The 23,892-nt window shown below is 38.1% G+C and carries 22 protein-coding genes, 1 pseudogene and 1 other annotated feature; of the genes and pseudogenes, 19 read left to right on the top strand and 4 right to left on the bottom strand.

Going from position 1 to position 23,892, the window contains the following annotated elements; genetic code table 11:
* Positions 1-86 precede the first annotated feature (86 nt).
* The 3 genes from B5P37_RS01105 to B5P37_RS01095 all read left to right on the top strand — a co-directional run bounded on the left by B5P37_RS01105 (position 87) and on the right by B5P37_RS01095 (position 2,791).
* On the top strand, positions 87-911 hold the full coding sequence (locus tag B5P37_RS01105; protein WP_085236290.1) for an alpha/beta fold hydrolase: 825 nt from the start codon (positions 87-89) through the stop codon (positions 909-911).
* 158 nt (positions 912-1,069) lie between these two features.
* Positions 1,070-2,020 (top strand): L-lactate dehydrogenase, encoded by a 951-nt coding sequence (locus B5P37_RS01100; protein ID WP_085236288.1) that lies wholly within the window; start codon positions 1,070-1,072, stop codon positions 2,018-2,020.
* A gap of 360 nt (positions 2,021-2,380) precedes the next feature.
* Positions 2,381-2,791, top strand: coding sequence for a transcriptional regulator, SarA/Rot family (locus tag B5P37_RS01095; RefSeq protein WP_085236286.1), 411 nt, complete (start codon positions 2,381-2,383; stop codon positions 2,789-2,791).
* A 131-nt stretch (positions 2,792-2,922) separates the two neighbouring features.
* On the opposite strand, the gene mnmM is transcribed toward B5P37_RS01095, so the two are convergent.
* Positions 2,923-3,486, bottom strand: coding sequence for a tRNA 5-(aminomethyl)-2-thiouridylate-methyltransferase MnmM (mnmM, locus tag B5P37_RS01090; RefSeq protein WP_085236284.1), 564 nt, complete (start codon positions 3,484-3,486; stop codon positions 2,923-2,925).
* The gene (gene mnmL / locus B5P37_RS01085) at positions 3,483-4,436 is read right to left on the bottom strand and encodes a tRNA modification radical SAM protein MnmL/YtqA (protein WP_085236282.1); all 954 of its coding nucleotides are present in this window, start codon (positions 4,434-4,436) and stop codon (positions 3,483-3,485) included. Before mnmL ends, mnmM begins: the two co-directional genes overlap by 4 nt.
* Before the next feature lie 147 nt (positions 4,437-4,583).
* On the opposite strand from mnmL, the gene B5P37_RS01080 reads away from it, so the two are divergent.
* From B5P37_RS01080 to ltrA, 4 genes are all read left to right on the top strand, one after another.
* Entirely contained in the window at positions 4,584-5,765 is a 1,182-nt protein-coding gene (locus B5P37_RS01080) for an MDR family MFS transporter (protein ID WP_085236280.1), read from the top strand.
* 77 nt (positions 5,766-5,842) lie between these two features.
* Positions 5,843-6,025: a binding site (T-box leader), on the top strand.
* A gap of 50 nt (positions 6,026-6,075) precedes the next feature.
* Complete coding sequence (gene leuS, locus B5P37_RS01075) at positions 6,076-8,487, top strand: leucine--tRNA ligase (RefSeq protein WP_085236278.1); 2,412 nt, start codon at positions 6,076-6,078, stop codon at positions 8,485-8,487.
* Between the two features lie 27 nt (positions 8,488-8,514).
* Positions 8,515-8,826, top strand: coding sequence for a rhodanese-like domain-containing protein (locus B5P37_RS01070; protein ID WP_085236276.1), 312 nt, complete (start codon positions 8,515-8,517; stop codon positions 8,824-8,826).
* Positions 8,827-9,437: 611 nt separating this feature from the next.
* Positions 9,438-10,724 (top strand): group II intron reverse transcriptase/maturase, encoded by a 1,287-nt coding sequence (gene ltrA, locus B5P37_RS01065; protein ID WP_085236273.1) that lies wholly within the window; start codon positions 9,438-9,440, stop codon positions 10,722-10,724.
* Positions 10,725-10,960: 236 nt separating this feature from the next.
* On the opposite strand, the gene B5P37_RS01060 is transcribed toward ltrA, so the two are convergent.
* Entirely contained in the window at positions 10,961-12,235 is a 1,275-nt protein-coding gene (locus B5P37_RS01060) for a BaiN/RdsA family NAD(P)/FAD-dependent oxidoreductase (RefSeq protein WP_085236271.1), read from the bottom strand.
* A gap of 116 nt (positions 12,236-12,351) precedes the next feature.
* Between B5P37_RS01060 and B5P37_RS01055 the strand changes: the two genes are divergently transcribed.
* The 8 genes from B5P37_RS01055 (at position 12,352) to B5P37_RS01020 (ending at position 20,463) form a co-directional block, all read left to right on the top strand.
* A complete protein-coding gene (locus B5P37_RS01055; RefSeq protein ID WP_085236269.1) occupies positions 12,352-13,986 on the top strand; it encodes a putative polysaccharide biosynthesis protein in 1,635 nt (544 codons plus the stop codon).
* Entirely contained in the window at positions 13,986-14,681 is a 696-nt protein-coding gene (locus tag B5P37_RS01050) for a pseudouridine synthase (protein ID WP_085236267.1), read from the top strand. The genes B5P37_RS01055 and B5P37_RS01050 overlap by 1 nt, the downstream gene beginning before the upstream one ends.
* Positions 14,682-14,769: 88 nt before the next feature.
* Positions 14,770-15,174, top strand: coding sequence for a YtxH domain-containing protein (locus tag B5P37_RS01045; RefSeq protein ID WP_085236266.1), 405 nt, complete (start codon positions 14,770-14,772; stop codon positions 15,172-15,174).
* A gap of 254 nt (positions 15,175-15,428) precedes the next feature.
* Positions 15,429-16,838, top strand: a complete 1,410-nt coding sequence (gene pepV / locus B5P37_RS01040; RefSeq protein WP_085236264.1) for a dipeptidase PepV — start codon at positions 15,429-15,431, stop codon at positions 16,836-16,838.
* A 3-nt stretch (positions 16,839-16,841) separates the two neighbouring features.
* A complete protein-coding gene (gene dat, locus B5P37_RS01035) occupies positions 16,842-17,690 on the top strand; it encodes a D-amino-acid transaminase (RefSeq protein WP_085236262.1) in 849 nt (282 codons plus the stop codon).
* Positions 17,691-17,922: 232 nt separating this feature from the next.
* Positions 17,923-18,714 (top strand): phosphotransferase family protein, encoded by a 792-nt coding sequence (locus tag B5P37_RS01030; RefSeq protein ID WP_085236260.1) that lies wholly within the window; start codon positions 17,923-17,925, stop codon positions 18,712-18,714.
* Between the two features lie 15 nt (positions 18,715-18,729).
* Entirely contained in the window at positions 18,730-19,398 is a 669-nt protein-coding gene (trmB, locus tag B5P37_RS01025; RefSeq protein WP_085236259.1) for a tRNA (guanosine(46)-N7)-methyltransferase TrmB, read from the top strand.
* A gap of 234 nt (positions 19,399-19,632) precedes the next feature.
* Complete coding sequence (locus B5P37_RS01020; protein ID WP_085236257.1) at positions 19,633-20,463, top strand: MBL fold metallo-hydrolase; 831 nt, start codon at positions 19,633-19,635, stop codon at positions 20,461-20,463.
* A gap of 65 nt (positions 20,464-20,528) precedes the next feature.
* On the opposite strand, the gene B5P37_RS01015 is transcribed toward B5P37_RS01020, so the two are convergent.
* Positions 20,529-20,846: a hypothetical protein gene (locus B5P37_RS01015; protein ID WP_085236255.1), complete on the bottom strand. Its 318-nt coding sequence runs from the start codon at positions 20,844-20,846 to the stop codon at positions 20,529-20,531.
* 95 nt (positions 20,847-20,941) lie between these two features.
* Between B5P37_RS01015 and B5P37_RS01010 the strand changes: the two are divergent.
* The 4 genes and pseudogenes from B5P37_RS01010 (at position 20,942) to ytpR (ending at position 23,890) form a co-directional block, all read left to right on the top strand.
* A pseudogene (locus B5P37_RS01010) lies at positions 20,942-22,008 on the top strand (M42 family metallopeptidase).
* Positions 22,009-22,019: 11 nt separating this feature from the next.
* Positions 22,020-22,328, top strand: a complete 309-nt coding sequence (locus tag B5P37_RS01005) for a thioredoxin family protein (protein WP_085236253.1) — start codon at positions 22,020-22,022, stop codon at positions 22,326-22,328.
* A 90-nt stretch (positions 22,329-22,418) separates the two neighbouring features.
* Positions 22,419-23,285 (top strand): DUF1444 domain-containing protein, encoded by an 867-nt coding sequence (locus tag B5P37_RS01000; RefSeq protein ID WP_085236251.1) that lies wholly within the window; start codon positions 22,419-22,421, stop codon positions 23,283-23,285.
* A 5-nt stretch (positions 23,286-23,290) separates the two neighbouring features.
* On the top strand, positions 23,291-23,890 hold the full coding sequence (gene ytpR, locus B5P37_RS00995; protein WP_085236249.1) for a YtpR family tRNA-binding protein: 600 nt from the start codon (positions 23,291-23,293) through the stop codon (positions 23,888-23,890).
* Positions 23,891-23,892 lie beyond the last annotated feature (2 nt).

Here is a 23,892-nt window from a genome sequence, read left to right as displayed (position 1 = left end):
TTTTTTGATGTTTATAGTCGCACTTTTAAGACAACTCACGATATAATGAAAATAAGAATATATAGAATGAGAAAGGATAATGCATGATGTGGAAATGGGAAACTGAGGGTGAAGCGAAAGGTGTTGTCGTCATTGTACACAACATGTTGGAACATACAGGGCGATATGCCTTTGTCATTACACATTTAAAACGTAATGGCTACCACGTTATAATGGGAGACTTGCCAGGTCAAGGTCAGACTTCACGTATGCATAAAGGACAAATTGAGCACTTTGAACTATATCAGGAACGTGTATTGGAGTGGATGGAAATTGCCGAAGCGTACCATTTGCCTACTTTTATCATTGGTGTGGGCTTGGGCGGATTAATCTGTGTTAATTTGTTGGAGAAAGTCAACCTAGACGTTGAAGGGGTCGTCCTTATCTCGCCTCTATTAGCGTTCCAAAAAAATTACAAAACACGCAAACACTTTTTAACTTCAAATGTTGGTGATATTTCAAAAGGCGCGAAATTTGATTTAGGAATTGAACCCGCACATCTGACACGTCATCCTGAAGTGCTTGAAGAAATGGAAAATGATCCAATGATGTTGAAAAAAGTAAGTTATCATTGGTACAAAGAAATCATTCGAACGATGAAAGAAACGGCCGATCACCTTGACCGGTTAACGCCTAAACCGATGTGCATTATGTATGGCACGGAGGATAAGATCACTGATACAACCGTAACACGTGAACTACTTCAAAAATTGCGATTTGAAGAGGTATACTTTAAGGCGTGGCAAGATCTTGAACATGAAATTCATAATGAACCTGAACGTGAAGCGGTAATGCGCTATGTTTTGAGCTTTTTAAATAATAATGTCTTTGCAGCGGGATATGTCATTGATGATGCAAATAGCTTGAGATAGCGAAGTTTTCTACATGCTGCGCACCTCGTTATTGGAAATTTGGGAAATTAAAAATTTATGATTGAAAGACATTTGAAAACATGTTAAATTATAAATGTGAAAAGAATCACAAGCAATTAATTTCTACCAAATACGGCATAGTAGGAGAGTGTTTTTCAATGAAGAATAAAGGCAATAAAGTAGTATTAGTCGGTAATGGCGCAGTTGGAGCAAGCTATGCTTTTACAATGGTTAGCCAAGGTGTAGCGGATGAACTCGTGATTATTGATATCAATAAAGACAAAGTGTTGGGTGATGTTTTAGATTTAAACCACGGCGCACCATACGCAGAATCGCCGGTAAGAGTTTCAGCAGGAGAATACTCAGATTGTAAAGATGCTGATTTAGTTGTGATTTGTGCGGGTGCCCCTCAAAAAGTTGGAGAAACGCGTCTAGATTTAGTAGAAAAGAATGCGAAGATATATCGAGAAATTATCTCATCCATTATGGCGAGCGGCTTTGATGGTATCTTTTTAGTGGCAGCAAATCCTGTAGATATTTTAACGTACGTGACTTTAAAATACTCTGGCTTACCGAAACATAAAGTTATTGGTTCAGGCACAATATTAGATACAGCACGATTTAGACATCTGCTCGGTGAGGCATTTGATGTTGCGCCAAGTAGTGTACATGCGAATATTATCGGAGAACATGGTGATTCTGAAGTTCCGGTTTGGTCGAGCGCGTCAATTGCAGGTGTATCGATTTACGATCAATTGAAAAATGATCCAGAACGTGAGCACCTCATCGAAGAAATTTATGTAAAAACACGTGATGCAGCATATGACATTATTAAAGCTAAAGGTGCAACATATTATGGTATTGCAATGGGGCTTATGCATATATCAAAAGCGATTTTAAAAAATCAAAATGTCGTATTGACTGTTTCGAGTTATTTAGAAGGTGAATACGGACACGAAGGGGTGTATACAGGCGTGCCGACTTTAATCAATGCTGAAGGTGCAACACGTATTATTGAAACGCCTCTAAATGAAGATGAAACAGAAAAATTTAATAAATCAGTGCATATTTTAAAAGAGATGCAAGATTCAATCTCACACTTACTGTAAAAATTTATTTCAGGTAAGTAAATAAGAAAACGGTATATCTGAATCGTGCCACTGTATTAAAAAGCTAGGGATTTGCGTTATGCAACCTAGCTTTTTTGTGGTTTAGTGGGATTGTTTAAATAGAAGCGTTGATCAATCAGGAATTGGATTGTTTAAAACAGTTCGACATTGGTGGATGATTGTTTTAAATATATTGATTATGGTAAACCAATGTGATAAAAGAATGAGTTTTTTAATATGAATAAATGACGAGCATTCAAATTTAAAAACGACAAAATATTACAATTATATTAAATAGGATTGGATTTTGATTTTAAGGGTATCTTTAAAGGATAGGTAGGATAAGAATGGAGGCTAATTATGGCTGAAAATAAAAATTATAATGTGAGTGATATCATATTACTCGATCAATTACAAAAAGAAGTAGAGGCAATTTTTAATGCAATAGAGGACCAATTTCAATTAGGAAAAGAAGAATTTTTAATTTTACTAACGCTTTGGGATAAAGGATCAATGACGCTCAAAGAAATGGATGATTATGTAAAAGTTAAAACGTATAAGCGGACGAGAACATACAATAATTTAGTAGAAAAGAAATGGATTATCAAAGAAAGACCGTCCGATGATGAGCGAACAGTGATTATTCATTTTAACGAGAACAAAGTCAGTGATAAGCAACAGTTAATTAACTTTACATGTATAGAGATTGAGAGCCGAGAAGCACATCTACAAGCGTTATTGAATTCCATTATTCATGGTTGTGACTTGTAGGTCAAGGAAGAACAAATGCGTGATTGTTTAAAGAATGACACCGTCTTAACAGATAAAAATAGAACAGGCATAAATTAAACCAGCGATTCACTGAAAAATGTGTAACGCTGGTTTAACTATTGGGTTTCAATTTATGCACGTTTTTCGATAGCAACAACATAAGGGGGTTGGTTTTGCTGATTGATAAATTCATATTTAATCACATGTCCAAGCTGTTGATCAAAAGTGGACAAATAGTCGATCAGTGCGCGACTTTCTATTGCACCTTCTTCATGTCCAGGGTAAACCACCAGTACAATGATGCCTTCGGGTTGAAGGACCTCAAAAATCCGTTCAATGGCTGTGATAGTGGTGGACGCATGTGTCACAATGCGTTTATTTCCTTTAGGCAAGTAGCCGAGATTAAAAATGGCAGCATGAATCTGATTGCGATGACTTTCTGGGATATGAGCAATGATATCTTCATGACCGACTTGAAAGAGTGTTACATGATCAAATGATTGTACTTTTTCTTGCGTATGAGAAATGGCGTCAGCTTGAATGTCACACCCATAAACATGACCATGTGGGACAAGTTTAGCTAAAAAAAGCGTATCATGTCCATTTCCGCATGTTGCATCGATAACTACACTATCAGCTGCGACGTGGCTACGAATGAGTGATTTGGCAAAGGGTAAGATGCGTGAAACAATCATCGCGTGACCTGCGCTTCGAAATATTGCCCTTGGACGGTACCGCGGCGTGTGAGTTCAGCATCAATTTCATTTAAAATTTCCCATTTGTTAACACTCCACATCGGACCCACCATTAAGTCTATCGGCCCATCACCAGTAATTCGGTGGACAATCATCTCTGGTGGAAGTTGCTCAAGTTGATTGCAAACGAGATTGACATATTGTGCGCGTGTCATAAATTCAAGTTGTCCTTTTTCATATTGTTTCATCATTGGTGTCCCTTTTAATAGGTGAAGTAGATGAATTTTTATGCCTTGAACATCCATACTTGCAACCGCTTGAGCTGTTTCCATCATCATTTGCTCATCTTCACCAGGGAGACCATTGATAATATGTGTACAAACATTGATGTGATGTTGGCGTAATTTAGCGACTCCCTCATAATAACAAGTCATATCATGCGCACGATTGATAAGATCTGAAGTCTTTTGGTGAATGGTCTGCAACCCTAATTCGACCCACAAATAAGTGCGTTGATTTAATTCTGCTAAATACTCTACAACGTCATCAGGTAAGCAATCTGGACGTGTTCCAATTGAGAGACCTACAACACCTGGCTGTTTTAATGCCGCTTCAAATTTTTCGCGCAAGACTGCGACAGGCGCATGTGTATTCGTAAATGCTTGAAAATAAGCAATGTATTGACCTTCTTGCCATTTTTCATGCATTTTTGTTTTTATTTCTTTAAATTGTACATCGATAGAATCTGCACGATTTCCAGCAAAATCGCCGCTCCCAGCTGCCGAACAAAACGTACATCCCCCATGAGCCACAGTACCATCTCTATTTGGACAATCAAACCCGCCATCTAATGCTACTTTGAAAATTTTACGACCAAATTTATTTTTCAGATGATAATTTAACGTGTGATATCGTTTTTCTTCAAAAGCGTATGGAAAATAACACCCCATCACAATCTTCCTTTCAACATTCTTAATTTTAACTGTATTAATCATAGCGTATTATACCGTGTTCTTAAACAGTATTTGAAGATTTTAACATATTTCATCAATATCGTGTTATAGTGTGTCCTAGAGAGAAAAAGGAGAGTGACATCAATGCGTATGCCGAAAGAAATACGGTGGCTAGTCATTGGAATGGCAATCAATATTACAGGTGCAAGCTTTTTATGGCCACTTAACACGATTTATATGAATGAAGTGTTGGGGAAATCATTGAGTACGGCGGGACTCGTTTTAATGGTCAATTCATTTGGTATGATTGCCGGGAATCTATTAGGCGGTTCATTATTCGATAAGCTTGGAGGGTATCGTACCATTCTGTTAGGCACGTTGATCAGCTTATGTGCAACAGTATTATTAAATATCCTCCACGGTTGGCCTTGGTATGCCATTTGGTTAATCGTGTTAGGATTTGGCGGGGGAATGATTGTCCCTGCTATTTATGCTATGGCAGGCGCAGTGTGGCCTCAAGGCGGTAGACAAACGTTCAATGCCATATATTTAGCCCAAAATATCGGAGTTGCAGTTGGAGCCGCTTTAGGTGGTTTTGTCGCAGAACTTAGTTTTAATTATATATTTATGGCTAATTTAGCAATGTATGTCGTTTTTTTCATTATTGCTATATTTCATTTTAACATGGATTATCATGCAACGGTTAAACAACAAGAAGTGCTTGAAAACGTAGGTCGTGTCCAAAACAAAACCCATTTTAATGCATTATTATTACTTTGTGTGATGTTCGCGTTATGTTGGGTTGCGTATGTTCAGTGGCAAACGACAATTGCTTCATTTACACAAAGCATTGGGATTTCGATGAGTCAATATAGTTTGCTTTGGACGGTGAATGGCGTGTTGATTTTAGTTGGACAACCTTTGATTTCTCCAATCATACAGCGCTTTAAAGGACAGCTAAAATTACAACTATATTTTGGACTTGTTGTTTTTATTTTGTCGTTTTTTGTAACGAGTTTTGCAACGTCGTTTTCAATTTTTGTTGTAGGAATGGTCATCATGACATTTGCAGAAATGTTTGTGTGGCCAGCTGTACCTACAATCGCCAATTTGTTAGCGCCTAAAGGAAGAGAAGGTGTTTACCAGGGGATTATCAACTCCGCTTCAACTGTAGGAAAAGCATTTGGACCTTTAGTGGGCGGGATATTAGTAGATTTATATGACATGCAAGTGATGTTTTTATCGATGATAGGGTTGCTTGTTATTGCAATGCTGTTTTTAACAATATACGATAAAAAGCTCGATCCCAAAACCCTGTATCATTAAATCTAATAAATGAGGCTTGCATCTTTGAATTAAATTGCATATTATAGTAAATGATTACGTATGAAACATGAATTCAAACGAAGCTGGAGTAGTAGTTTAGGACGTATTTCTACAGAGAGTTAGTGGTGGTGGAAACTAACGAAAGACACTAAGCGAACTTACCAAATTATGACAAAAATAAATGACATCTCTTACTATTTAGAATGAAGTGCACTTTTTGAGTGAATGAGGGTGGTACCGCGGCAATCGTCGTCCCTAGCCAAATACGAATAGTTAGAGATGTTTTTTTATGAGGTAGGAGGATGAAGTTGTGAATTATAAACATCAAGAAATCGAAAAGAAGTGGCAAACGTATTGGTTAGAAAATAAAACTTTTAAAACAGAGGATCATATTGGCCAAAAGAAATTTTATGCATTAGATATGTTCCCTTATCCCTCTGGTGCAGGGTTGCACGTGGGTCATCCAGAAGGATATACTGCAACGGACATCTTATCTCGTTATAAAAGAATGCAAGGATACAATGTTTTACATCCAATGGGCTGGGATGCCTTTGGTCTTCCAGCCGAGCAATATGCATTGGATACGGGGAACGACCCTGCTGAGTTTACAAAGCGTAATATTCAAACATTTAAGCGTCAAATACAAGAATTAGGTTTTAGTTACGATTGGGATCGCGAGGTCAGTACGACAGATCCAGATTATTATAAATGGACACAATGGATTTTTATCCAACTGTACAAAAAAGGATTAGCCTATATTGACGAAATTCCTGTCAATTGGTGTGAAGCATTAGGCACAGTTTTATCTAATGAAGAAGTCATCGATGGCGTATCAGAACGCGGGGGACATCCTGTTGTGCGCCGGCCTATGAAACAATGGGTACTTAAAATTACTGAATATGCCGATCGTTTGTTGGAAGATTTAGAGACTTTAGATTGGCCTGAATCTATTAAAGATATGCAACGGAATTGGATTGGTCGCTCGGAAGGGGCAAAAGTGACGTTTAACGTTGAAGGAATGGATGCGTCGATTGAAGTTTTTACGACACGTCCAGATACGATATATGGCGCAACTTTCCTCGTCGTCAGTCCTGAGCATGCATTGGTCGATCAATTTGTATCGGCTGAGCAAGCGGATATCGTGAAACAATACCAACAAGAAGCGGCTAAAAAATCAGACTTGGAACGTACAGATTTAGCGAAAGAAAAAACAGGTGTCTTTTCAGGGGCATATGCGATACATCCGTTTTCGGGTGAACAAGTGCCGATTTGGATTGCAGACTATGTGCTTTCTTCATACGGTACAGGTGCTGTTATGGCGGTACCGGGGCATGATGAAAGAGACTATGAATTTGCGAAGACATTCGATCTCCCAGTCGTATCAGTCATCGCTCATGATGATGATACACCTTATTTCACAGGTGATGGTCCACACATTCATTCAGGCGAACTCAATGGACTTCAAAATAAAGAAGCGGTTGTTAAAGCAATCGCGTTATTGGAAGAAAAAGGATTAGGGGAGAAACAAGTCAATTACAAATTACGAGATTGGCTCTTCAGCCGCCAACGTTATTGGGGTGAACCGATTCCTATTATTCATTGGGAAGATGGTTCAATGACGACAGTTCCTGAAAATGAATTGCCGTTATTATTACCTAAAACTGATGAAATCAAACCATCTGGAACTGGAGAATCTCCATTAGCGAACATTGATTCATTTGTCAACGTCGTCGATCCAGAAACCGGGATGAAAGGGCGTAGAGAAACGAATACGATGCCACAATGGGCTGGAAGCTGTTGGTATTATTTACGTTATATTGATCCTAAAAATGATCAAATGTTAGCAGATCCTGAAAAGCTTAAGCATTGGCTGCCCGTTGATCTTTATATCGGTGGCGTTGAACACGCGGTATTACATTTATTATATGCTCGTTTTTGGCATAAGGTCCTCTTTGATTTAGGGATTGTTCCCACACCAGAGCCTTTCCAAAAATTATTTAATCAAGGTATGATTTTAGGTGAAGGTAACGAGAAAATGAGTAAATCCAAAGGTAACGTTGTCAATCCTGATGATATTATTCGTTCTCATGGTGCGGATACATTACGTTTATATGAGATGTTCATGGGACCTTTGGATGCATCAATCGCTTGGAGTGAGAATGGTTTAGATGGTTCACGTCGTTTCTTGGATCGCGTTTGGCGACTATTTGTCAATGAGAACGGTGGTCTCGTGGACAAGGTGGTGGATGTTGACACACCAGCATTACAGACGGTGTATCATCAAACTGTAAAAAAAGTGACAGAGGATTTCGAATCGCTTAATTTTAATACGGCAATTAGTCAATTAATGGTCTTCATTAATGAAAGCTATAAAGCGAATCAAATTTCCAGAGCTTACGCAGAAGGTTTCGTGAAAATGTTGGCACCCATTGCGCCACATCTTGGCGAAGAACTGTGGTCTATTTTGGGTCACGACACAACGATTACATTTGAACCTTGGCCAAGCTTTGATCCAGCGCTATTAGAAGAAGATATTGTGGAAATTGTCATTCAAGTCAATGGTAAGCTTCGTGCCAAAATTGAGATTCCAAAAGAAACGACTCCGGCAGAAATGGAAACCATTGCATTGAAAAATGACAATATAAAATCTGCAATTGAGGGTAAAGAAATTAAGAAAGTGATTGCAGTACCTCAGAAATTAGTGAATATTGTTGCGAAATAAATCATACAGATAAAGGGGAGAGGACAATTGAAAGAGATCAGTGTAGATGAATTGAAGCAACGTGTTTTAAGCTCAGAGCCAACCCATATCATTGATGTACGTGAAGATGATGAAGTGGCGATGGGAATGATTCCTGATGCAGAACATATTCCAATGAATGAAATTCCTCAACGTGTAGATGATTTCAATCCAAACACGACGTATTATATTGTATGTGCAGGTGGAGTGAGAAGCGCTAAGGTCGTGACGTTTTTGAATGAAAATGGGATTGATGCAGTCAATGTAGAAGGTGGCATGCACGCCTGGGGTGACGAAGGTTTGGAATATAAGCGAATCTAGCAATTGAATGTAACGAATGACCCATGAATTTGCGAATATCGTAAACGGTGTCATGATAAGTAAGCCGTATGAAAGATTTGAGTTGATCTTTCATACGGCTTTTTAAGTGCGCCCGGCATGGGTAACAACTTGACGGTGAAAGTCCGTTACAGGCTTGGTAGTAGGAACTGTTAGCGAATGACAAGGGTGTCCATCGTGAGGTGGAATCTGAAGGAAGTCGGACGCAAACACTCGCACTGACGAACAGAAATATCATACTAAGGCGTTATAGAATGGATGAATCTGCTTAACAAGATAAAGTCCAATACTACCCGAGTTCTATAGCGTAAATGATACGGTGGCATGAGTGGAAAGTGGTTACACCTTACCCGGGGAGGTCTCATTAGCGTTTCCATAGAAACGTAGTAACAACGAATGATGAGAAGTCAGCAGAAGTCATAGTAGGGAAAATGTACCGAAGGACCGAACAATATTCAATACAAAGTAAAGATTGGAGGTTACAGATTTACGACGTACAGAATACGGGAAACCGGCAGCTTATGGAAGGATAAGTAGTGGAACGAAAAAGAATACATAAGTGTGTATAGTAAATCTTAGGTGAAATGAAAGAAATGTATCGTAAGTCTCCATCTTTGATGGCGCTTGTTGTAAGACCACACAACATAGAAAAAGCAATCAAGAAGGTTAAGAAGAATAATGGAGCTCCTGGAATTGACGGCATGAAAGTCAGTGAACTGAATGCTCACTTTGCGCAATACTTTTCACAGATAAAACAAAAACTGCTTGATGGGTCATACAAACCCCAAGCAGTCCGAAAAGTTGAGATTCCCAAACCAAATGGGAAAATGCGTGTGCTTGGTATTCCTGTCGCTAGAGACAGAGTGATACAACAAGCGATTAAACAAGTGATTGAACCTGGCATCGACCGAACATTCTCAAATCATAGCCACGGTTTCAGACCTAATCGTAGCACAGGAACAGCACTTAAGCAATGTGCTGCCTACTATGAAGAAGGTTATAAAATAGCCGTAGATTGTGACTTGAAACAGTGCTTTGACATGTTGAATCATGATAAGCTCATGTATTTGTTCGAACGTCATGTTCAAGATAAGTCAATTTCCACATTTATCCGTAGAAGCTTACAAGTCGGTGCCATTGACCTATCTGGCGAAGTCGCAGAAAGAAAGATAGGTGCACCACAAGGGGGCGTTATCTCTCCCTTACTCTGTAACATCTATCTACATGAACTGGATAAAGAACTCGAAAAGCGTGGACATCGTTTCGTACGATATGCAGATGACTTTGTCATCTTTGTACGTACAAAACGTGCAGGTGAACGCGTAATGTCGAGTGTCACGAAATTCATTGAAAAGCAACTGAAGTTGGTTGTCAATGAAGATAAAAGTAAAGTAGGAGCAGTTTCACGTTTAAAGTTCTTGAGTTGTCTAATCACCAAGGTAAATGGGGTTTGTCGTTTCAGACCGACTACGGAAGCAAAAAGAAATTTAATACGCGCCTTAAGGAAAATAACGAAACGAAATAGACCCGGTACTTTTAAAGAAATTATCGCTGAAATTAACCAAGTGACGAGAGGTTGGATCAATGACTTTGGTAGAGGTTTTATCAGAGGATTTATTGAAACCACGCAATCTTGGCTAAACCGCCGACTTAGACAACTCATTCTTAAACGGTGGAAAAGAGTAAGAACGAAATATAAGATGTTGCGCCAATATGGTCTTGACCATAGAAGTGCAATGAAAATCGCACAGTCTCGCAAGAAATATTGGCGGTTATCAAACACGTACGAGGTTCATCGTGCACTTACAACAAAACAACTCTACAAGTGGGGGTTAATACCATTAACCCAGCTTGCAGAGTTGGCTTACGCAAGATATTGAACCGCCGAGTACGGAACCGTACGCTCGGTGGTGTGAGAGGACGAATGGCCAATTAATGGCTATTCTCCTACTCGATTCGTGAAATCAGACTACATCGGTATCTGTAAAATCATTTTCATTATTTGAGCAATAGCCCAGCGTGTGAAATGGTATTTGTTGCGTTGTGTATTTCAACGATTTATTTGATATCCGTGCATAGGCGATTTGTAGTTGCGTGTGGCATTCTACTGTCGACATTATTGTTGTGATTGTGTTGAATTGGACAGACTTGCAGAATATCCTGCAACGTAACCTGTGACGAGTGCACTTGTGATATTATAGCCCCCAGTATAACCATGAATATCTAAAACTTCACCACATAGATAGAGCCCTGGTGTAATTTTCGATGCCATCGTTGTTGGGACGATTTCTTTTATTGACACACCGCCTCCAGTGACAAATGCTTTGTCTAACGGTAGTGTCCCATTCACTTCAAAAGTAAACGTTTTAAATAGATGTGCGAGTTGTGTCAATTGTTGTGTGCTTAAATGGTGATATGTCATTTCTAGAGGTATTGCGGCTTCTTCGATAATAAAGGTTAAATAACGTTCTTCAATCAGCCCTTTTAATGCATTTCTAATGTGCTTATCGGGTTCGGCTTTTAATCGTTGTAAAATTTGATGTTTAAGTGTTTCTTCATTGATTTCAGGAAAGGCATCAATTTGCATTTGAATGTTTTGTCGTTTTTGATTTTTCTGTTCATGGTGAATAAATTGACTGCACCTCAATGCTGCAGGTCCACTAATCCCAAAATGTGTAAAGATTATGTCCATTTGATGTGTGATTCTTTTTTTACCGTTTTTCTTCAATACAGATAAGCCGACATTTTTAAGACTCAATCCTTTGAGACGCTGATTTTTAATAAAAGGCGCCTGTGATGTAATTGGAACCTCTGTCGGGAAGAGTGTCGTGATTTCATGGCCGAATGCTTTGGCAAAACGATAGCCGTCACCTGTTGATCCGGTTTGTGGCACGCTCGCACCACCCGTTGCAATAATGACCGATTTGGCTTGTTCAATATGGCCGTTTTGTAAATGAACCTCAAAATGATGGGATGAGGGTTTGGTTACAGATATCACCGTTTGTTCTTCCTTAACGATGACTTGATTTTGCTTTAATTCGCGAATAAGTACATTGAGGACATCTTGAGATTGATCAGAGACAGGGAACATCCGTCCGTGATCCTCTTCTTTCAATGGTACGCCACGAGATTCAAAAAATTCTATAATGGATTGGTTGTCAAAAATTGTGAATGGGCTATACAAAAATTTACCGTTGCCAGGGATATGTTTAATGATTTCTGCATAAGGTAGATTATTTGTGACGTTACAGCGCCCACCACCGGAAATTTTGAGCTTTCGTCCGAGCCCCTTCTTTTTTTCGAGCAGTAAGACGGATTGTCCATTTTGACTTGCGGAAATAGCGGCCATTAATCCGCTGGGTCCACCACCGATAACAATAGTTTCATACATGATATAAAAACCCCTTAAAATTGATATTTTAATTTTAACATAGGATGAATCAGTGTATAATGACCATATTGTGTTATAATTTAAACTTGAATAAATTTAGAGTAGGTAGGTTGACTATGAGTGAAAATAAGGAATTAGTCAGGGGAACATTTTTGCTAACATTGAGTATTTTAATTACGAAGGTGTTAGGTATTATTTATATTATCCCATTTTATCGGATTATTGGAGGAGCGGGTAATCTTGCACCTTTTAACTATGCGTATGGACCATACAATATTGCCATCGCTGTCGCAACAGCAGGTGTACCACTTGCTGCGTCAAAGTATGTCGCAAAATATAATGCGCTAGGTGCTTATCGAGTGAGTCAGAAGTTATACCAATCCAGTTTTATTGTTATGAGTATCACAGGGATTTTGGGCTTTATTGCACTTTATTTATTATCACCAGCAATTGCTTCGGTGACGATTGCGAATAATACGGATCAAAATGCAGGTTGGACGGTTGACCAAATCACTGCGATTATCCGAACGATTAGTTTTGTAGTCATTTTCATCCCTGTTTTAGCCACGTGGAGAGGTGTGTTTCAAGGTTATAAGTCAATGGGTCCGACTGCATTGTCAGAAGTTACTGAACAAATTGCACGTATTATATTTATTTTGCTAGGCAGCTATCTTGTATTAAATGTATTTAACGGCTCAGTATTATTGGCGAATGGTATTGCGACATTTGGTGCTGCAATTGGTGCGATTGCAGGTATTTTAACGTTATGGTGGTATTGGATAAAACGTCGCAAAGGTATCCATGAAATGGTTGCTTCTGATCACACGGGGATTGATGTGAGTTATTCTAAAATGTATTTAGAAATCATTTCATATAGTATTCCCTTTGTCATTGTAAGTTTGAACTTTCCGCTGTTTATGATTGTGGATCAATTAACACATAATAATGCGTTAGAAATGGCAGGGGTTGGCGCCAATTTACAAGGCATTTATTTTACAATGTTGAACATGACAACGAATAAAATTGTGATGATTCCAACTTCTTTAGCTGCAGGTTTTGCGATTAGCTTAATCCCATTTATTACAAAGACCTATGAAAAAGGGGATTATCAGGAAATGCACCGCCAAATCAGAACATCTTTAGGTGTATTAATGTACATTACAGTGCCTGCGAGTTTAGGGATTATGGCATTGGCAGTTCCTCTATATACCGTTTTTTATGAGTATAGTATGGATGGGAGTCGTTTACTGTTTTACTATGCACCTGTCGCGATTTTAATTTCCTTATTAAGTGTTACGGCTTCTATGCTACAAGGTATTGATAAACAAAAATTAACCGTTTTTATTATTATAGGTTCAGTTGTGCTGAAATTGATTTTGAATATGCCGCTGATTATCGCTTTTGAAACGGCAGGTGCGATTTTAAGTACAGCCATTGCTTTAACATTTGCGATTATTTGCAATCTATTAGTGTTGAAGAAATATGCGTATTTTAAATTCCATACCACTCTATTAGATGTGTGTAAAATATTGTTATATGGTCTGATTATGATGATTATCGTTGAACTCATTTACTTCGGCCTTCAGTTTGTCATTTCACCAGCAAGCCATGTTGGTGCGCTCGTGATTACAGTAATTTGCGCGCTTGTCGGCATGATAATATATGGTGTCATCACTATGAAAACGCGCTTGGCAGATCGATTTTTAGGTGAAATTCCTAATAAAATCAGACGTAAGGTTGGCTTTTTATAATGCGCATTGATAAGTATTTAGCACAAATGGGTCAAGGGACGCGTTCTGAAGTGAAAGTTTCGATAAAAAAGGGTAAAGTGCTGTGTAACGGTCAAATCATCAAATCTCCTAAAGTACAGATTGAACCGGAACATGATGTCATAGAAGTGGATGGGATACACATTCCATACGAGCCTTTTGTTTATATAATGATGAATAAACCTCAAAATGTGGTGTCCGCGACTACAGATGACATCCATACAACAGTAATCGATTTAATTGATGGGTTCGACCATTTAGAATTATTTCCTGTTGGCCGATTAGACAAAGATACTGAGGGATTATTGTTAATCACCAATGATGGTCAATTTAGCCATAATCTGATGAGTCCGCATAAGCATGTATCGAAAAAGTATTGGGTGCAAACACAATTTCATATAAAGCCAAGCGATGTGAGACGTTTTGCTGAAGGAATCACTTTAAAAGAAGGTCAATTGCAACCTGCTCAACTGGAAATATTAGACCTATTGAATACGGCTTATGTCACAATAAAAGAAGGCAAATACCATCAAGTCAAAAGGATGTTTCATGCAGTCGAAAATGAAGTGATTGCATTGAAAAGAGTGGCAATCGGTAATTTAATTTTAGATGAAACGCTGAAGCCCGGGGAATACCGGAAATTGACTGACACGGAATGGCAATTATTACAATCCTAATGATTTTTAATGAGATCTGTTTAAAACGTTTAAATGAATGAAGAAACGGGTAACAGTATATTATTAATAGAAATTAGAGGTGATGATTATGGCAAAATCAGGCAAACTATTTAAAGCGATTCTAGGTATTGGAGGCGCCGTTGCAGCAGTGGTCCTCTCAAATAAGCAAAATCGCGAAAATTTAAAACAAGAGTATCAAAAATACAAAGAAAACCCAGATGACTATAAAAAAAGAGCCCAACAAAAAGCAGCACAAGTTGGTGAAACAGCTGCACAAGAATTTAATAAGGTGAAAGAAGATCCCAAAGCCTATTTAAACGAGGCTAAAGAAGATCCCAAAGCATTTTTTAGTAATAAAAAAGAGCAATTATTGAATGGCGAGCAACGTGATGACGAATTAGAGAAAAGAGAAGCGCAATTTGATGGCGAAGGTGGCGGAAACCCGTCTAACAATTTGCATGTCGAAACGAAAGAAACATTGAAAAATAAATAGAGGATTGTTTTTAATCGAACGAGTGAAATGTATGGCTGTTTTCACTTGTTCGATTTTTAGTATTTATTGGAGTAAAATGAGTAAATAATGGTGCGTGATCGCATATGAAATTCAAGTGACCAAGTGAGCATCAACGTCACATACAGTCTGATTTTTGTCAGAAAAATTAAAAAAATAGATTGTAATATGACTGTTGTTTCTCGCATAATTCATGTAAAATAGAGATACATTTTTAAAAAAGGAAGTTGATCAGCATGTGGAGAGAAAAAGTAAAAGAATATGAAACGCAAATGGTCGAAGATTTAAAGGGACTTTTATCTATTAAATCAGTGCGTGATGATGCAGCAGCTACCGAGGATGCACCTGTCGGACCGGGACCGAAAGCAGCACTTGAATATATGTATCGACTTGCTGAACGAGATGGTTTCAACACGTTTGATACGGATCATATTGCAGGACGCATTGAAATAGGAAAAGGTGAAGCATTGTTTGGTATTCTAGGTCATGTTGATGTCGTACCAGCCGGTGATGGTTGGGATACGGATCCATTCGAACCTGTCGAAACAGATGACCGCATCATTGCACGTGGGACGCTAGATGATAAAGGTCCAACAATTGCGGCATATTATGCAGTGAAAATTCTTAGCGACATGAATGTAGATTGGAAAAAGAGAATACATATTATTATAGGAACTGATGAAGAGTCTGATTGGCAATGTACAAATCGTTATTTCAAAACCGAAGAAATGCCAACGATTGGTATTGCACCAGACGCTGAGTTTCCGTTAATTCATGGTGAAAAAGGAATTACAACATTCAATATCACGCAACAAACATTAACGCTAGATGAAGATGAACCAGAAATTGAGTTAAAACGTTTTAATTCAGGAGAAAGATACAATATGGTTCCAGACGTGGCTGAAGCAGATATTTTAGTGAAGGAAAATATGACGGACACGATTCAACGTTTTGAAGCGTTTTTAAATACGCATGAATTAAATGGGGCGCATGAAGTGGATAGCGGTATTTTAAAATTAACCGTTTATGGTAAAGCCGTACACGGTATGGACCCGTCAATCGGTGTCAACGCAGGTTTGTATTTACTACATTTCTTGAACACTTTAAATCTCAACCAATCTGCGCAATCTTGGACGGCATTTGGTGAAAAGTATTTATTTGAATCTCACTTTGGTGAAAAAATGGGTATGAAGTTTCATTCGGAGGCTATGGGAGATTTAACGACAAATATCGGTATTGTCCGTTATAATGCAGAGCAAGGTGGTCGTTTTGGAATTAACTTACGTTACCCAGAAGGCTTTGATTTTGAAGCTGCGATTGCACAATTCACTACCGAAATTCAAGATCAAGGCTTTGATATTGAGCAATTAAAAGTACAAGCACCGCATTTTGTAGACCCAGAGGATCCGTTTGTCCAAAAACTACTGACAGCTTATCGCAACCAAACGGGTGATATGAGCCCTTCATATACCATTGGTGGTGGAACCTATGCACGTAATTTAGATAAGGGTGTTGCTTTTGGGGCGATGTTTGAGGATTCAGAAGATTTAATGCATCAAAAAAATGAATATATTACGAAAAAACAATTGTTTAATGCAACAAGTATTTACTTAGAGGCGATATATTCAGTTTGTGTGGAGGAGTAAAAAATGACAAAAGTATTGATTAATGAAAGTTTTATCGAGGAGAGCGAAGCAAAAGTCGCATATAATGATCGTGGTTACAATTTTGGCGATGGTATTTATGAATATATCCGGATTTATGACAACAAATTATTTACTGCAAAGGAACATTTTGAGCGCTTACTGAGAAGTGCAAGTGAAATTGGTTTGGATTTGAATCATACAGTTGAATCTTTAACGGCATTAGTCCGTGAACTTGCTGAAATAAACAATGTGACAAATGGGGGCGTTTATATTCAAGTGACACGTGGAACAGCGCCTCGTGATCATGCATTTCCAACGCCAGCTGTTGAACCTGTGCTGACAGGATTTGTCAAATCATACGATCGTCCTTTCAAAGCACTTGAAGAGGGGGTTTCAGTTGTAACGACCGAAGACATTCGTTGGTTGCGTTGTGACATTAAAAGTTTGAACTTGTTGGGCAATGTTCTGGCGAAAGAATATGCTACGAAATATAATGCAACAGAAGCGATACAACATCGGGACGGTATTGTTACAGAGGGTGCCTCTTCAAACGTTTATGCGATAAAAGACCAAGTTGTTTATTCACATCCTGCTAACAATTTGATTTTGAATGGGATTACAAGACAAGTGATTAAATGGGTATGTGAAGATGATCAAATTACATTTAAAGATGAAGCTTTTACTGTAGACTTTTTGAAAGGTGCGGATGAAGTCTTTATTTCTAGTACTTCTGTTGAAGTAATGCCAGTTGTTAAAATTGATGGCGAACCTGTAAAAGATGGACAAGTGGGTCCATTAACGCGTCAGTTGCAAAAAGGATTTGAAAAATATATTCGTTCCCATTCTCATTAGCCTTGTTGTAAAGGGATTTGAGACACTTTTGTATCAACACTGTGGCACGTAAAGGTAAAAAGTCACATTTTGTGTCTCATTTTTGGTTGAAAAAAAACTGTAATAATTATAAAATCTTATATGAGTGAAAAACTTGTTCGTGAATGAAAGATGATTAAAATCGATGATATAAATATGGCTCTTGAATTATTTTCATGAGCCCTTTTCTATTTGAAAGTGAGGTGAACGAGTTGTGGAGCAGTTTTATCAGTTAGGATGGACGCTTGATTCTGCTGGCGGGGCATCAGGTCAAGCTTATATGGCTGAACAAGATGGGCAAAAGCTATTTTTAAAACGGAATACGAATCCTTTTATTGCTGCATTATCAGCAGAAGGTATCGTGCCTAAATTAGTGTGGACCAAACGAATTGAGACAGGTGAAGTCGTCACTGCCCAACATTGGAAAAATGGTCGTGAATTAAAAGCACTAGAAATGGCTCAAGAACGTGTCGCACATCTGCTTAAAAAGATTCACCAGTCAAAGCCGTTACTAACGATGTTGAAGCGAATGGAAATGACGCCTATTACGCCTGAAATCATGTTGCATAAAATCAACGCCTCGTTATCTCGTGAAGTGTTGACGCATCATATTGTAAGGAAAGCTTTAACGTACTTGGAAGATCACATGCCAGAATTTGATTCACGTTTTTATACGGTCGTCCACGGGGATGTGGATCATAATAATTGGTTGTTATCAGATAAAGATGAACTTTTTCTTGTGGATTGGGAAGGGGCCATGATTGCGGATCCAGCAATAGATATTGGTATGCTGCTCTATAACTACGTTCCTGAACAACAATGGTCGAATTGGTTTGAAACATACGGCGTTAAGGAAACGATGAATTTAAAAAGACGTATGAAATGGTATACGGTGATTCAATCTATTGGTATGATTCAATGGAATGAAGAACATAAGCGTTATAAAGACATGAATACATGGCTTAAGTTTTTGAATGCAGTCATGAACAGTAATGTTTTTCTTTAAGGAGTTTAAACAATTATGAGAATGCGAAATAAACCATGGGCGGAGTCTTATTTAGCCGAGCATGACCATTTAGTTGATTTAGATGGTGCCCATGCCTATCAGGTGAAAGCATGGTTTGGAAATGAGCAACCTATCCACATTGAAGTCGGTTCTGGGATGGGGAAGTTCATTACAACGTTGGCACTACAAAATCCAGATATTAATTATGTTGCAATTGAACGTGATAAAAATGTAATGATTCGTGTGTTGGATAAAGTACGAGAGTCAAACTTAACCAACATTAAATTGTTATGCAATGATGCAGTCACACTTACAGACTATTTTTGCGATGGAGAAGTGGCACGAATTTACTTAAACTTTTCTGATCCTTGGCCTAAAAAACGACATGCCAAGCGTCGTTTAACGTACCATACATTTTTGGCACTGTATCAACAAATTTTAGATCCAATGGGTGCCATCCATTTTAAAACAGATAACCGTGGTTTGTTTGCCTATAGCCTTGAGAGTATGTCGCAATATGGGATGTATTTTACAAAAATTAATCTAAATCTCCATGAGGAAGACGATGGCGATAATATTCCCACGGAGTACGAACATAAATTTGCTGAGAAAGGGTCTCGAATTTATCGTATGGAGGCCAGATTTCATTCACAGCATACAAATACAGATCCATCATCCGATTGACGATGATGTTTCAATCAAAAAAGAAGTTAAATGACGTGATGTTGTTTAACTTTTTTTGTGCAAATGTGACACGTGCAACGATACCAATCGATACCTTAAATAGGATACAATCATTTCATACATCATCAGATTGGCGCTTTTTTGTATAATATAAGGGACATGTCATACAATTGGATTTAATCTTTCTATTTCATCAACAATGGAATAGCATAAAAATGAATAGAGGTGTTGGCAATGCAATTAGGTGAATTTAAAATTGATGCCCTGGATGGAGGCTATGTGCAAATGGATGGTGGTGCTATATTTGGCGTGGTCCCTAAGCCATTATGGCAACGACAGTACCCGGTGAATGCGAATAATCAGGTTCCATTAGTGACCCATCCTCTACTTGTTCGATCAAAAGATTGCCATATTCTTATTGATACAGGGATTGGAAATGGAAGATTAACTGATAAGCAATTAAATAATTACGGTGTATATAATGAGTCCAATATTGATGACGCATTAGCACAGTTTAATTTGACACGAGAAGATATTGATTTGGTATTAATGACACATATGCACTTTGACCATGCGACGGGTTTAGTGGATCAGAACGGAGAAGCACAATTTCCTAATGCTTGGCACTATATTCAACAAGATGAGTGGCATGAATTTGTTGCACCGAATTTACGGAGTCGAGCGACGTACTGGCCAACCAATAGAGGTTCTTATGAAGAAAAGTTGATTTTATTTGAGGATGAGATTGAACCCTATCCTGGAATTAAGATGAAACATACCGGTGGGCATAGTTTTGGTCATGTCATCATTGAATTAGAAAGTCAAAATGAAAAAGCCGTACATATGGCAGATATTTTGATTACCGCGGCACATCGTAATCCATTGTGGGTTTCGGCATACGATGATTATCCAATGCAGTCTATTCGAGAAAAAGAGAGACGCCTACGCTATTATGCAGCGCAACAATACTGGTTTTTATTTTATCATGATGTTCAAAATTTAGCGGTAAAGTTAAGTCCCGATTTAAAAACGATAGAACAACAAGTGCCACGTTCTCCTGAATGACACAAATCTAACTGAAAGGGACGAAGCTGAATGCGCTTTCAGCTTCGTCCCTTTGATGAGCAACGTTATATTTCTATAATATCAATGATTTGACCGTTATAGGCATCTGCAATAAATTCATAATTAAATGTTTTTCCTTGTCGCTCAGCACTAATGCCACCTTTATACACTTCATACTCAATACCAAATTTACGGTATGTGGTCGGCTCATACAAAATATATGATCCTGTCACATGTTTGAAATAGCCTTTAACATTCTCGATGACTTTATCCGCTGCAATATATTTTTGTTTGTTCTTATACAGCACATAAAAATAACTTGTTGTTAAAACGGCACCAATTAAAATCGGTATCAATAAAGGCCAGTTTTTTTTCAATCTCATTTTCCACATCTCCTTATTGAAGACTTAATAATAGTTTACCACAATAAAGATGATATACTAAGTAAAGAGATTAAATTTTTGAAGGAGTGTGTGACATGACATCCCAAACAATAGATAAAATAAAAACATTAACAGAATTACACGGGGCTCCTAATTTCGAATACGATGTTCGAGCATATATGAAAAAAATGATGACCCCATACGTTGATGAATTCGTTTTTGATCGTATGGGTGGCATCTATGGTGTGAAAAGAAGCGGAAAACCGAATGCTAAACGTGTTATGGTAGCTGCACATATGGATGAAATTGGATTTATGATTACTGAAGTGACCCCACAAGGCTTTATTAAATTTACCGCTTTGGGGGTGTAGCAAATGATATTTGGCAAGGACACCGTTTAAAAATTTTAACGCAACAAGGTGAAGAAGTTATCGGTGTCGTTGCTAACATCCCCAAACATTTTCGTACGGGGCAGGAGCAAGCGCCACGAATTGAAGATTTATTATTAGATATTGGTGAAGTAGATCGTGATGCTGTGATGCAACGGGGGATTCAAATTGGTGATCCAATCGTCCCTGATACGGAATTATTGCAGCTATCTGAATTTCGTTATGCCTCAAAGGCGTGGGATAATCGTTACGGTTGTGTCATTGCACTTGAATTGTTGGAGCAATTGCAAAACGAAACCCTGGATTTTGATTTATATGTCGGTGCAAATGTTCAAGAAGAAGTAGGATTACGAGGTGCGGAAGCGGCATCGCGTTTAATTGATCCTGATGTTGCGTTTGTCGTTGATTGTTCACCTGCAAATGATATGAAGGGACGACAAGGCCTTTCGGGTGTGTTAGGTGAGGGCGCGTTGCTTCGCATTAAAGATGGGACGATGTTGTTGAAACCGACCTTTAAATCCTATTTAAAAGATATTGCAGAGCGTCATCACATTAAATATCAACATTATATTTCACCAGGTGGAACAGATGGGGGCATGATTCATAAGTCCAATATTGGTGTTCCGACTGCTGTTATTGGTGTATGCGCACGCTATATCCACAGTACAAATGCAGTCTTTGATATTCGTGATTATGAAGCTGCAAAAGATTGGTTATCTACTGCCATTCATGAATTAGATGAACAAATGATTGAAAAGCTACAGTATCAATAGGAGGCGTAAAGATGATTCAGTTAGAAAGTGAGCAACAATTTAATACATTGACTCAGCAACAAACCGTGTTCTTATTTAGTGCGAACTGGTGTGTGGATTGTCGGGTGATTGAACCAGGTTTGCCAGAGTTGGAAGCAAAATACTCAAAATTTAATTTTGTTAAAGTGGATCGTGATGCATTTCTTGATTTAGCCATTGAACATGATATTATGGGCATTCCGAGCTTCCTTGTTTTTCAAAATGGTGAGCAAGTCGGCGCTTATATCGGGAAAGAAAGAAAAACAATTGAACAAATCGATCAATTTTTGAGTCAATTTTAATGATATTTACCCCTTGGGATGTGATTTTCTCTAGTCCTAGGGGTATATTTATTGTAAACTAATGGAAGGTATGAAATTAGGAGTGAGAATATGAATGTCTTCGAAATGAGAGACTTAATTAAATCACGATTAACAGACTTAGATGTGGGTTACCAATTTAATCGAGATGAGGAATCTTTGAGAATTTATCGGCAGGACAATCATAAAGGCATGACGATTAAACTAGCGCCTGTTGTTGCCAAATACAACGAAGGACAGGAAAGTAGAGTCGACGAAATCATCTATTATGTAAGAGAAACCATTCACCAAATGAAAGACGAAGCTTATGAAAGTTTGGATGAAATCCGGATTATGCCTGTGATTCGTGCAACGAGTTTTAATCAAAAATCGGCTGAGGGATTTGAATTGGTTACAGAACCACATACTGCTGAAACGCGTGTATACTATGCACTTGATTTAGGAAAGTCTTATCGTTTAATAGACACATCGTTAATGGCATCGCTCAAACTGACACAACAGCAAATGAAAGAAATGGCGATGTTTAATATTAGAAAACTTGATAATTCATATACAGTTGATGAGGTTAAAGGAAATATTTTTTATTTTATCAATAAAAATGATGGCTATGATGCCAGTCGAATTATGAACGCAAAGCTGCTCAGTGAATTTGAAGCACGCTGTAAAGGTGAAATGCTTGTCGCAGTTCCTCACCAAGATGTATTGCTGATCGCTGATATTCGAAATAAAACGGGATATGATGTAATGGCACATATGACAATGTCATTTTTTGCACAAGGGCTTGTTCCGATTACATCATTGTCTTTTGCGTATGAAGACGGTCATTTTGAACCTATTTTTATTTTAGGGAAAAATAATAAAGCGAAATCACCATCAAACCCGAATGTGGTCCATCATTTAAGGGCAACTAAAGATATAAACGAAGAGAAAGAGGAGTAATGAAAATGAATTTATTTTTTAATCCAACAGGTGTCGGTAATGTTGCATTTTTACAACTTAAACAAGCAGAAGCCCCATTTGATTATGAACGTTATGGGGATGTTGTTGTGATCAAAAGCCAAGGTCAAATCATTGGCTTTAACTTATTTAACGTCACTGATTATTTTAATATTGAAGGGAACGGTCATATAAAGTTAACGGAACCTTTATTATCAAGTATTCAACAGATGATTCATCAAGCAGGTGTAGATTTCCAAATTGAAGCGGATTTATCACCAAAATTTGTAGTTGGATACGTACAATCAAAAGTGAAACATCCAAATGCAGACAAACTCAGTATTGTTCAAGTGGATGTAGGTTCAGAAATATTACAGATTGTTTGTGGTGCACCGAACATCGACCAAGGGCAAAAGGTTGTGGTGGCAAAAGTGGGTGCTGTCATGCCGAGTGGTATGATAATAAAGGATGCAGAACTAAGAGGTGTGGCTTCAAGTGGTATGGTTTGTTCTATGAAGGAGTTGAATTTACCAAATGCCCCTCAAGAGAAAGGCATCATGGTATTGGATGAGGATTATCAAGTCGGTCAACCATTTTTTGACGAATAAAG

It is taken from the genome of Staphylococcus lutrae (genome assembly GCF_002101335.1).
In the GTDB taxonomy this organism is placed as follows: Bacteria; Bacillota; Bacilli; order Staphylococcales; family Staphylococcaceae; genus Staphylococcus; species Staphylococcus lutrae.
Note: the sequence above shows the minus strand (reverse complement) of the source record. Positions and strands in the feature narration are given on the sequence as shown.